Genomic DNA, 13,038 nt, shown 5'->3' on the forward strand with positions numbered 1-13,038 from the left:
TGGGACTTGTGATTATATTTCAAATGTAAAACCCGTCTCCAGAATAGAGACGGGTTTTCTAAAAGCCATTTATGGCACAATATTCTTCACGACCGGAATCTTCTGCAGCACCAAAATGATGCTGAGTGAAATCAGGAAAATGAGAATCCACGATACAGGAATGCCGAATGCCGGGTGGATCATCGTTTCATTTATTCCGAAGAATTTATTCAAGTAAAGCTGGATCAGCGGATGGATCACGTAGATGCCGAGCGTCGCCATGCTGATGCGGGTGATGATAGGATTCGGGTTTAGGCGATTGCTGAGCTTTTGGAAGAGGACGAATAAAAACAGCGAAATGAAAAAAGCGTTCGGCCTGTAATGTTCATAGTAGAATTCATCAAGTTCGCCTGCCTGATTGGTCAATGCCACGGTTCCCCAGATCGTCGCTATATAACTGAGCAGCGCTGCTGCACCGAGCCAGACCAAATGCTTTTTCGCCAGCGGATACATGACGAGGTAGGCACCGAGCATGAAATAGCCGATATACGGCGAGAACAATCCGGCAGGCACGGCAAGTTCAAACTCCAAGTATTTCGGAAAGAACGGAAGGATGGCCGAGAACAGGAGCCAGAATCCGAGAAACCATTGAAATGCTTGCTGCGACATGTAATGGACGAGGATGCGGAGGAATGGCGCCATCAAATACAAACCGAGAATCGTGTACATGAACCAAAGATGGTAGTAGACATCATCCGTCAAGAACAATTTGACCATTTCCCAGGCCGTATAGCTTTCGCCGAGTTCCATCACATTATAAACCATATAAAAACCGCTCCAGACCACCAGCGGAATCAATAATTTGCTTAAACGCTTTTTCAAAAAATCGCCGACCGGTTCATCCGGATGCCGCGTCAGCAGCAGCGCACCGCTCAGCATGAAGAAAATCGGCACGCACCAGCGCAAGCCGGAATCGATGACGTTCGCAAATTGCCACGCCCATTCATCTGTCGCCGCGCTATTGATTATTTTTGACACCACATGAACGCCGACAACCGCCACAATTGAGAATACACGAAGCCAGTCCATATAATCATAACGCTCGTTCATAGCCCCGCCCCTTTGCAAAAATCTCTTTACCCTACACTTCCCCTTCCCATCAATTCTTGAAACTCCTGTTCCACTGAAACGAAACGGACACATCCTCCGTTCATCGTGCCCGCTTCATTTGATATAATAGGTGCCGTTATCATAAAATGCATTTGCAAGAAATGGAGTATTTTTTTGAAACAATTAAACGAAATCAATATGATCCGGGCATTTGCCTGCCTCAGTGTCGTCTATAACCACGTGCTGACGAATTACGCAAAGTTTGCCGAAACGGATTTCACTGAAACCCCTGTATTTTTGGCCATCCGCTATTTATTCTTATTTGCTACTCCTGTTTTCATCCTGATTTCCATCACCTTGCTTTCCCGGAATTACCCGGATAAGCTGCCGAAGGATTTTCTGTGGAAACGGGTTCAATACATTTTATTGCCGTACGTTTTGATCGGTTTGTTGTCTGCTTACATCACTGCCGAACAAAGCGGCAGCGCCTTTTGGCCAACCGCTTGGAATATTATCGGTGCCGGTGATTGGCACGGATTTTTCATCCTTGTCATTTTCCAGTTTTATCTTTTGTATTACTTGCTGAACCGCTTCTTGCGAAAAATCAATCCTTTTGCTGCGCTTGCTGCCGCATTTGCGCTGTCATTTGCCCATCTCTACGCCTTGGAGCATTTGGAAAGCTACCGCCTATTCATTTTTGAAGAATATCCGCTCTGGTACCGGACTTTCATCTTTGCTTGGCTGTTCTATTTTGTTGCCGGCTTTTATATCGGCGTCTATTACGACCGGATCTTTGCCTTTCTGTCGAATAAAATCTGGCTGCCTTTGCTTGCAGCAGTAGCAAGCTTCGGCTGGATTTACTTTAATGCATCGGAAACCGATTATACCTTGGTTTCAAGCGACCGCTACGATATGTTTTTCTACACCTTATCGGTTTATTTCCTGATAACGGTGCTGTTCCAGAAAATGAAAAAGCCGCGCCCCTTGCTGGAAATCGTCAGCAGCTTTTCGTTTTTCATTTACCTATCGCATATGCTGTTCATTTTGGCACTCGGCCGCATCGTGAAAGTTTTTGAAAACAGTTTCCTTCTATATACGGGATCGCTGCTGTTGTTCACCGTCGGAATTTGCGTCGGCGTCGGCGCATTGTTGTATCTTTATCGCTGGACACAGTGGATTACAGGACGCAACCGCTTGATGGACCGGCTGCTTGCGAGATTTGAATAAAGAAAGACCGATTCGATTTTGAATCGGTCTTTTTTATAGATAGCGCTGGAAAATGGGAGTCGCTTGTAAAAAACGCTGCCTTCTTTCCCGCTTTTTGCTATAAGCGGAAAGCATCCAATCGTTCTTTTGAACTTGGTCTTGGATGAGAGGCTTTTCCATTTGATGAATTGCTCTATAATTTGAATGAGTTTCCCGTAAGAACCTTTGAGTTTCCCTCAAATCCATCCGAGTTGCTCGCAAATACCCTTGGGTTTCCCTCATTTCCCTGTGAGTTTCCCGTACCTATAAAAAGGGACCGATTCGCAAACTGAATCGGTCCCTTTTTCTTTATTCCGCTAATCGGTAAATGAATACCGCTAGCTGGCCTCTTGTAATATTTCGCGAAACGCCAAATTGCGTTGGCGTCAATCCGTCGGTCACGTCGTTTGCAACTAAGGCGTTGACCGCATCTGCGTAGCGGGACGAAACATCTGTGAAAGCGGATGTTTGATTGCCTGCCTCCAAGTCATAAGCCCGCTGCAGAATGATCGCCACTTCGCCGCGCGTGAGCGGATCGTAGGAACCAAACCGCGTCGCTGTCTTGCCGCCGATGATGCCCGCTTGTTTCAAGGCATTAACGGCTCCTGCTGCACGGTCCGGCACGTCGCCGAAACCGGATGGACGAGCATTCGCTGTATTCAAGCCGAGTTCCTTCGCGAGCCAGACCGCTGCATCCGCGCGGATGATGCTATCGGTTACGCCGAACTGCGTCGCAGATTTTCCTTGCGTAATCCCTCGCTGCACCAAATAATCGACTGCCGGGGCATAGAACGATGGTACATCGTCGAAATGGATTTTATTCGGCGCCGCTTGAGGATTTGGACTGTTGACTATAACAGTCGCCGTTTGGCCGCCGAATGAGAGCGAGATGGTTGCCATGCCATAGCCTTGAACAGTGATCTTGCCATTCGAAACCGTCGCAATCGCTTCATTGCTCGAAGTCCAAACGGCTTCGTTCGTCACCGTTTCTTTTTGGTTATTTTTAAACGTGGCTGCTGCAGAAACTGTGAACATGTCACCAGGTTTTCCAACGAGTGTCGTCTGGTCCGCTTCCAACTTCACAACAGGATTTGCTTCAGGCTGCGGAACCGTGATGGTCGCCGTTGCCGATTTGCCGCCGAAAGTCGCTGTAATGGTTGTGCTGCCATATGCTTTTAATTGAACCTTGCCGTTTGCAACCGTGGCAACCTTTACATCAGCGGACGACCAGACCGCATCAGGCGTTACATTTTGTACAGCGCCGTCTTGGAACTTCGCCGTCGCAGATAAACTGATTGAATCGCCGGGCGCTCCCGTTATGGCTTTTGAATTCAATGCCAGATTGGCCACCGCATTTACCTGTTGAGAACGCGGCGCTGCTGTAAAGGATGATGCCCGGATGATGCCGTAGCCATAGTACGGATCTTTTCCTGCCGGACCTGCGTCTCGGGTATGGTCGATCAATACTTGCCGCAATTCTTTATTCGTTAAATTCGGATAAGCTTGTTTGATCAAAGCAAGTTCGCCGGCCACATAAGGCGTCGCCATCGATGTTCCGCTTAAGTAAGCGTACTGGTTGCCGGTATAGGTGCTTAAAATCCGCTCGCCCGGCGCCGCCACTTCGACTGTGCTGCCAGTTGAAGAAAAATCAGCCCGTTTCGAATAGCGGTCAACCGCCCCTACCGCAATAACGGATGGATATCGGGCAGGGAAATCGACCGTATCGCCTGCTCCTACTGAATCGCCGTCGTTCCCTGCAGCGGCTACGATCAATAATCCGCTGGCATATGCTTTATCCGCTGCCGATTTAAAAGCGGCCGAACCCGTCTGAGAACCGGCGCTTAGATTAATGATGTCTATGTCATTTGCAACTGACCAATTGATGCCTTCGATCATATCGGACACATAAGCCTGGCCCTTTGCATCAAAAGCTTTCACCGCGTAAAGCTCAGCATCATATGCGACTCCTTTAACGCCGTAGCTATTATTCAATCCGCCTATAATTCCCGCTACGTGAGTGCCATGCCCTTGGTCATCAGCGTAGGAATTTGTATAATCTACAGTCGATATGCCACCAGCCAGCTTTAAATCTTCATGGCGCGAAATTCCAGAGTCGATGACAGAAATCTTGATGCCTTCTCCCGTAAAGCCGGAATTCCATGCAGCCGGGATGTTGCTTGAAGCAATCCCCCAATCTTCCATCTGCGCTTGAAGTTCGACAACCGCATCTTCTTCTATAGAAACGATTGCAGGATCTTGACGCAATTCATGGATTGCAGAGCCTGTGAGTTCCGCTAAAGCAATATCAACTTCCTCGAATGCTTCTGTTGCGGTTCCACCTGCGTCCTCAATGACTTCTTCCATATCAACTTGCTCGTCAAAAACTACAATCACCTTTTGTTCCTTTTCGCCTTGTGCCGATGCCTGGATTTCGCTTGCCCCAAATACGAGCAGCACCAACGCCATAAATCCACTTCCCATAACTTTCAATCGCAGAACTCCTTTATGAAATAAAACCCATGGAACTAATCCATAAATTTACATTATTTTTAGTATCTTTCCATTATCAGTATATAATTTTTGCATGCTGGACGTCTATTTTCTTCCCTTTTTATTAAATTGTTATTTCAAAGTAGAGAAAATTATCAATCTATTAGGTAGATGTAAGAAAAAGTAAAACTTTTTACGAGTCCAGGTAAAATTTTCTTGTCATACAAAAAATCTCAAAATTCAATTATTTCGTAATAAATTAAATGCTGTCTTTCCAGATCGATGCTGGATTGTGTAATAGTACACTTTCCCGTTTACCACGTTTATCTTGAAATATATCCTGTTTTAAACCCTTATTTTTACATTTTTAAGGATCTAAACGAGTGCAAAATTGAAATATTTATTGCATATAACCACTATTTCTGATTTTTAAACATTTGGAAGCGATTTTTTATTTCTTGAAAAAGCTTGATATAACTGGGTTTATTAAACAAATTTTTCTTTGTAATGAAACTGTAATATAACTGCAATCTTACTGACGTTGTTTTTAAATACTCAAGCCTATATAGTTAAAAACAGATTCCAACGAAATTAAAAACTTATATTTAGATAATATAAAACGACAGGGGAAATAAATTTGAAGAAATTTGTCTTTTCAGTATTAGCAGCAAGTACACTACTCCTTAGCCAAACAGCCACGGATGCACAAGCAGCCTTCAATACAAACGACGAGGTTCTTTCAACTTATGAATCCACTACTTCCGTAGAAACTTCTGTAGAAGTCGAGCAAGTTGCAGCAAGCAAAGCAACTGCTAAATCCGGAACTTTCAAAACAAAATACAACACGAACGTACGCCAGGATGCTGGCACAAAATATAAAGTTGTCACTCTAGCTAAAGCAGGCACTAAAGTTACTGCCACTCACCAAAAGAAAGTCGGCAAAGAAACTTGGTACAAAGTAAAAGCGAACGGCAAAGCCGGTTGGGTTTTGAGCTCACTTTTAACTTCTGCTTCAGTAGCAAAAGTATCAAACACAGCTTCAGCTTCAACAATCGTTTCTAAAGCATTGGCACTTAAAGGAATTCCATACAAATTCGGCGGCACAACAACTGCTGGATTCGATTGCAGCGGATTCACTCAATATGTATTCAAGCAAGCAGGCAAGAGCATTTCACGCACTACAACAACTCAGTTTGCTGAGTCAACAACAGTTTCAACTCCACGTGCTGGAGACCTAGTATTCTTTGCAAACACATACCGCGCTGGAATCTCTCACGTCGGGATCTATATCGGAAACAACCAGTTCGTTCACGCTGGCGGATCTAAAGCAGAAGTTGTCAGCTTAAACAACTCTTACTGGGGACCAAAATTCCACAGCTTCAAACGCATCAACTAATCAAATATGATAGAGAGCCAAGCAGTTATTGCTTGGCTCTTTTTTTATGCGTTCTTTTATATAGAAGGAACTTTTTATAAAGGGTGGTTGGGCGTGTTGATTCGCCAATCAAAAGCATTAATGGATGCGTTTCGCTTACCGCGAACCGCGATGATTGAGGTGAGTTGATTTCGACATGCAAATGGTTGATTTCAAGAGTAAGATGTTTGATTTCGCATGTGCAAAGGTTGATTTCGATAAGAAACAAGTTGATTTCACATTCCAAAGCAAAACTAAATACATTAATGGATGCGTTTCACTTACCGCGAACCGCAATGATTGAGGTGAGTTGATTTCGACATGCAAATGGTTGATTTCAGGAGTACAATGTTTGATTTCGCACGCGCAAAGGTTGATTTCGATAAGAAATAAGTTGATTTCACACAAAACTTCAAAAAAAAGAGAGCCGGCACTTAAGCCAACTCTCTTACTTCATTTCAATATTCTTGATCTGATAATCCCCATATCCATCAATCACAACGGTATAAATCGCTGTGTGCTCGATGGTTGACGTCTCTCCTGTTTCTTCATCGTGATAAGTTAATGTAGCTCTCGCCTCGACAAGCGCCTCTTCCTCACCAATTACGACACTTTCAATAGAAGGAACAACGGCATCGAATGTCCGCGTCTCGCTGCGATTCGTTTCAACGAAGTTCTTGCCTTCTGTCGCTCCCTGGCTATCCGGCAGCAAATAGGACTCGTAATATGCCAATTCCGGATCATTCAACGAATACGGCAGCAATTCGTAATACGCTGTGATGAAGTCGCGCAGAATCGTTTCTTCAAAGAATGCATCTTTGACATCCGGCAAGACGATTTCCTCTTCTTCATACGTCATCGGATCTGCTGCCCATGCATTCAGTTGATCTACAACCGAATACATTGGAATGGCATAGCCAATTTCCGGATTTTCTTCCAGAATAATTGAGTTGATGCCCAGTACTTTTTCGCTTTCCAAATCGATCAGCGGTCCGCCGCTCGACCCTTTCTTCAATACGGCAGTCATTTCATACATATCTGTGTACTCGTAGCCGTCTGAGAAGCTTGCACCAGTTGCGGTGATTTCCCCTTCGGTTACGGTATTGCTGACGTCTCCTGGACTGCCAATCGCCACTACATCCGTTCCTGGCTCTGCAGGCGATGTCGCGATGCCCATCGGCTGTTTGCCAGCCAGTTCTTCAACTCGCACCAATGCAATGTCTTCTGTTTCAGAAATTCCGGCAATTTGGCCGCTGAATTCCTGGCCGTCACTATTTTTCAAGACGATATACGACGCATCCCGCACCACATGTGCGCTCGTCACGATATCGCCTTCCGTATTAAATAAGAAACCAGATCCCTGTTCCAAATCCGTGTAAATCGTATAGACATGCGCTTTGGCATTTGCGATCATCAACGAACTGTCTTTTTTCGGCGGGATGATGACGGTTTCCGTCTTCACCGGCTCTTCCGGTTTACTTTCCACCGTATTCTCGACCTTGCCCTGCACGACTTCTTCCGGCGCTTCCAGTTCTTCGATTTCACTGACATCAAATCCCGTATACACCATTCCCGCGAAATCTTCTTTCAATGACGGTGCGGCATTCGATTTTGAATCCGGTGTAGAGGCTAAAAAGTAAGCCCCTAGCCCAATCGCTGCCAATAAAATCAAAGAAACTATGCTAAGAAGCAACCGTTTGCGCGATTGGTTCTGCTGTTTGCGTTTTCCTGTTCGGTTATTCATCTATTCATTCAACTCGCTTCTGCTTTTCTCGTCATATAATAGACGGCCCAAAAGCCATTTGGTTTCAATTCTTACCTATTATAGCAAGTGAATTGTGCGGTTGCCAGAAACGAGGGGGCTATTTACAGCAAAAAACTGCAGCCATGGAGGCTGCAGCTCTTTCATTAATCTAGTAAATCCATTTTATCAAGTCCGCGGTAAAGGATGACAATGGTTTCAGCGCGTGTGATATCAGCTTTTGGATCAAACTTATTATGCATACGGCCAGAAATGATGCCAAGGCCGTAAGCTTTCGCTACTGCCTCTACTGCGTGTTTGCCGACTTTTTTCGCATCTGCAAACTTGTGGGACTCATCGATGCCATCTAAAAGCGATGCATCTTGATACTCAATTGCGCGAATCATCATCGCAGCAATTTCCTCACGTGTAATTTCAGCGTTCGGATCGAATGTACCATCTGTTTTACCGAAGACGATGCCTGCACGTGCAGCCGCTTCGATTCCTTGGTAAGCCCATTCTTTTGAAGTTCTAACATCTTTAAAAGTTCCTTCATATTCTTTTAATGGCAGTTCCAAAGCACGAGCTAATAAAACTGCGAACTCAGAACGTGAAAGTTTGCTTTCAGGTTCGAACGCTTCTGTGGATTTACCGAAGACAATCCCTTTTGAAGCAAGTGCTTCAATTTGTTTTTTCGCCCAGTGGGATTGGATATCATCGAATGTTACAGGTTCTGGAACTTCCGGTTTTTCCGGTTCTGTTGGTTTTTCCGGTTCAACTGGCGGATTTGGATATGATGGATTCTCAGGTATTGTTACCGGCTTTTTCAAATCCATTTGTACCAGAACCGGATCGTGGTCAGAAGCACGTCCGTGCTCTTCCATAAACATTGAGTTGATGTGAATCATATCGATTTCTGTTCTATCTTTCAAGTTCTTCGTTACTAATACATGATCAAGAACCTGGGAGTTTCCTTGGTAATAGTAAGAGTAACGATCTTCTACTGGCACATCTTCGACTTTATTCGCCAAAATATCGCCTTTTAATGCAGCTAAAGCTGGTGTGAATTCAAAATCATTCATATCTCCTGCTACAACCACATTCAAATTAGGGTTTTGAGCCAAGCCTTCTTTGATGAAACCATTAATCGCTTTTGCCAATTCAATGCGTTCAGGTACAGACCCTAAAGTAGGAGGCTGATTCTTGCCGAATAGCGGCTGGTCTCCACCTTTTGAATTTAAATGAGCACCGATAACGACTACTTGCTCGCCTTGGAATTCAAATTGTGCTGCCAGTGGTTTTCGTGTACCCGGCATCGGAATCGGTTGGACACGACCTGGATTCAATGCAAGTTGACCATTTACCCAAGAGTTCGTTTCTGTTGCTGACCCTTTCGTTCCTTCTGATAAAGTAACGCGTTCAGGGTTATACAAGTAGCCAACGCGGATATTCCCGCCCGGCTCCCCGCCGTCTTTATTGTACTCAGGGGCAATATCCGTCCATTTATATGTTGGACCGCCCGCAGTTTCAATTCCGCTAATCAACCGTTCATAAGTTGCTGTTGCATCGCTGTTCCCTGAAGTGATTGGGCCGTCATTGTCCTGTACTTCCACCATCACGATGATGTCCGGCGAGTTCAGATCATTGACGAATGATTCAGCAATGCGCTGTGCTTTCGAATTAGATGTATGGTTTGAATCTGCAGAGAAGTTCTCTACGTTATAAGAAGCAACCGTTAATTTATCTTCTTGTTTTTTAATCCAAGTTTGCTCTGGTGCAGTGCCGCCATCCACAAGTGCTGGAAGGTCACTTTCAACTGCCCAGATCTTGTAGTTGCCGAAGCCGTAGCCTAGGACGCCTACTGGAGTTCCGTTAAACGAATCGCCGGATTTTGCGATGAATTTTTCGTTATCCATATCAATTGAGATACGTTCCGGATTGTAATCATCTTCTGAGATCAAAATGCCGCCCTGTTTATGGAAATCATTATTTGTCGCATCTTTAGAAACAATAAATACTTCTCCATAGCTTTGCGGGCCCACAATTTGTGCATCCGCTACGCCGACACGCATCAATTCAAGCGATTCCCAGAAATCGATGCCATCAACATTCGGATTGAATTGAGCTAACCCATCTGTATCAATTTTCTTCGTCGGCGGGAAAACATCTTTTCCAATGATAATCGGTGCTGGAAGTTCCGCAGTACCGGTTTTCACTGCGTCTGTTGCGCGAATGCGCGTAATTGGCAAGTCATTCGCTTTCATATCAGAATAGCCTTCTTGGTAATGCTCTTCAACTGTTCCGTTAACTGTGACCAAATCGCCAACTTTCAATCCGTTCGAAGCTCTATTGACCATGATCGCTTCTGATGTTGTTAAATCGTCATCCGGATTCGTGTCTTGAATAACAAAATTTGCTGAATTGTAAAGATGCGTTACCACACCTGTAATTCCCGTAACTGTTGCATTCTGATACTCCGAGTAATGGCCATCGCCCTGAATATCACGGATTTTCAAATCTTTCGTTTTAAGAACTGTGTATTCAAACGAGAATACTTCTGAAGTCTCGTCTCCCACAGCAATGGCTTTAATTACGGTGTCTTTTGTCAATTCAATTGGTACTGTGTATTTTGTGCTTGATGGAGTTGGATTTGAGCCATCCAACGTATAGTAAATGTCTGCATTTTCCCAGCCTGATTGAAGGGTAATTGCCGTTCCTTCTGAAACGACTCCTGGGAAGATGTCTGCGTAAACTGCAGGTTTATTGACTAAATCAAAGCTTTCGCTGCCTAAAGTCTTCACTTGGTACGATGTGTTGAATTTTGACGCGATTCCCGTTACATGAATCAAATCGCCTTCTTTGTATTGCTTCGTGAATTGCTCGAAAGTCAATCCGTTGCGGTTATCGTTGCGCACAACAACCGTTTCGCCATTTTCAGCAGTTGCTGAAAATTCGAATGTCCCGAAATCATTAACTGATTTCAAACCGGTGATTGTTACATTTTGAAGTTCGATTCGTTCTCCTTGAGTGTCTTCATTAACGCCTGCTGGAGTAATGTTCTGCAAGGCTGGCAGTTCGTTGTTTGAAGAAAGCTTCTCAACTGTATTCGGCTGCAATTGTAGTTCGCCCGAATACTCAGAAACTGAACCCGTCAAACGGACTTTGTCTCCAGGGCTCACATCAGCACTGTTTGTATAAACATAAATCCCAGCAGTTTCATCCTGGACGTAAAATGCATTGCCGCCCCAGAAACCTGTGCCAGTTGTTACAATGGCATCCACTTGGATCAATTCGCCTGCTGATGTACGTGCCTCAGCAACCGAAGCTACAGGTGTCGCTTCTGGCGGAGTTTCGCCTTCAGAAACGATTGTGAAAGCAGAAGGAGATTTCAAGCCCGGAACTGTAAAATAAGTTTCAAGGCTTCCCGTTATAGTAACTTCTGCTTTAAAGTTTGCAGGATTATTGACTAGGTTCAATCCAGCACGGATAGAGCCTGACGGTAATTGAACCGGCAAAATCTTAGCCGGATTGGTTTCATCCGGTGAATCCGCTAGTCCAATATTCGTAGCCGCTGTAAAAGGCGCTTCCTGGTCATAACTCGTACCACTGTTAGCGACCCCCACAATATATCCTTTCACAGTCTGAGTTCCTGTATTATTCGCAATTGCTTCTGCAACCGTAATCGGTTCAGCCGCATTTGCAGTCGCCGTATAAGGCAAAGCTGCGGACAGAACCAATATTAGGCTCAAAAACAGTTTAATCCATGCATTTTTTGACAAACTTTTTCACTCCTTGGATTTTTTTGGCGTTACAAATTAATTATACAGGGAGAATGTAAGCGCTTCGTAAATTTTTTGTAAGTATTCCAACTAATTGCCCTAAAATCGCATTTAATTGTAAATTAATTCAATATATTAATTATATTTACGCATTTCATATTAAAAATATTTGATAAATACTTTTCATATCTGTTTTTCAAACGACTTTTTCATCAGTCGATCGTGTGCCATTGTTAACAAAACGGTTGCTTATCATTTAGAACGCATTCCTTAACATTAAAAAAAGCCCCACAAAGATTTCTCTCTGCAGGACTCTCTAAATCTCAGCTCGCATCCCAAATTGACGCTGCCCATTCCGGATGGTCAACAAACGGGTTACGGTTGCCTTGGATGTCTTGAATTTTATCGTTGCGCTGGCGCTCCCAGTCGCTGACGGGATCCTGCTCATGCCATTCAAGCAAAACAGACAATTTCCCGTGGTAAGGCGCCGATCCATTATTCAATTGCTCGTTCAGCTCCAAATCTACAGGATCGCCCGGCTCATAGCGAACAGCCATATAGAACAACATGCGCGCTACATCGCCTTTCACATCATCAGGCGGCTCCCATGAATTCGCAGTTCGTAAACAGCCATCGCAGCCGCTCACTTTACTGCCGCCATAATCAAAATCAAGATTTCCGCGAGCTCCATTCACTTGCACATCTGTTGGGCGTAAATGGTGGATATCCGTCCCTGCGCCGCGCGAGGTTCCAAAATTGCCATGCGACTTCGCCCACGTGTGTTCACGGTTCCAGTCGCCAACATTGCCGCCGTTCAACGATTTCGAACGCGACTCGCCGCTATAGAGAAGGATGACGTTATTTGGATTATTCGGGTCTTCATCCGTCACTTTCAATGCGTCCCAAACAGCTGAGTAGCTCAGCTGATCGTGGTCGTCGATGATAGCATGCAACTCATCTTTCAATGCATCGCCGCTCAAACCAGTGGCTGTTTCGTAATAGCTTCCCGTTGCTGGAACTTCTTCTGTCACCGTTACCGAGAACGATTGCGTGATGCTTTTCTGGCCGTCAGTCGCAGTCACACCGATAATATGAGAACCGGCCGGCAGATTCACTGTCAGGATAGATCCTGCTACACTTCCTTTAGTGGAAGTAAAAGCCAGATTTTCCCCTTCCGGATCCGCGAAGTATTCCGTTAAATCATATTGCAAACTTTCCCCGCTCTTCACTTGTTCATTGGCAAATGCTTTCAGCACAACCGGTGCTTTATTCTCTGCCGG

General features: G+C 44.8%; 7 protein-coding genes. 2 read left to right on the forward strand and 5 right to left on the reverse strand.

From position 1 onward, the window contains the following. Positions 1-69: 69 nt before the first annotated feature. Complete coding sequence (locus NFU07_RS05175) at positions 70-1,089, reverse strand: acyltransferase (RefSeq protein WP_251475537.1); 1,020 nt, start codon at positions 1,087-1,089, stop codon at positions 70-72. A 174-nt stretch (positions 1,090-1,263) separates the two neighbouring features. Here NFU07_RS05175 and NFU07_RS05180 point away from each other — a divergent pair, with 174 nt between their 5' ends. Continuing rightward, entirely contained in the window at positions 1,264-2,316 is a 1,053-nt protein-coding gene (locus NFU07_RS05180; RefSeq protein ID WP_251475539.1) for an acyltransferase family protein, read from the forward strand. 327 nt (positions 2,317-2,643) lie between these two features. On the opposite strand, the gene NFU07_RS05185 is transcribed toward NFU07_RS05180, so the two are convergent. Further along, positions 2,644-4,815 (reverse strand): S8 family serine peptidase, encoded by a 2,172-nt coding sequence (locus NFU07_RS05185; RefSeq protein ID WP_251477114.1) that lies wholly within the window; start codon positions 4,813-4,815, stop codon positions 2,644-2,646. Between the two features lie 646 nt (positions 4,816-5,461). On the opposite strand from NFU07_RS05185, the gene NFU07_RS05190 reads away from it, so the two are divergent. Beyond that, the gene (locus NFU07_RS05190) at positions 5,462-6,220 is read left to right on the forward strand and encodes a C40 family peptidase (protein WP_251475541.1); all 759 of its coding nucleotides are present in this window, start codon (positions 5,462-5,464) and stop codon (positions 6,218-6,220) included. 466 nt (positions 6,221-6,686) lie between these two features. Here NFU07_RS05190 and NFU07_RS05195 read toward each other — a convergent pair whose 3' ends face one another. The 3 genes from NFU07_RS05195 to NFU07_RS17740 form a co-directional block, all read right to left on the reverse strand. Continuing rightward, positions 6,687-7,982, reverse strand: coding sequence for a S1C family serine protease (locus NFU07_RS05195; protein ID WP_251475543.1), 1,296 nt, complete (start codon positions 7,980-7,982; stop codon positions 6,687-6,689). 164 nt (positions 7,983-8,146) lie between these two features. Then, complete coding sequence (locus NFU07_RS05200) at positions 8,147-11,758, reverse strand: DUF6359 domain-containing protein (RefSeq protein ID WP_251475544.1); 3,612 nt, start codon at positions 11,756-11,758, stop codon at positions 8,147-8,149. 323 nt (positions 11,759-12,081) lie between these two features. After that, a complete protein-coding gene (locus NFU07_RS17740; RefSeq protein ID WP_397443717.1) occupies positions 12,082-12,882 on the reverse strand; it encodes an endonuclease I family protein in 801 nt (266 codons plus the stop codon). Positions 12,883-13,038 lie beyond the last annotated feature (156 nt).

This window comes from Planococcus sp. NCCP-2050, assembly GCF_023708025.1.
In the GTDB taxonomy this organism is placed as follows: domain Bacteria; phylum Bacillota; class Bacilli; order Bacillales_A; family Planococcaceae; genus Planococcus.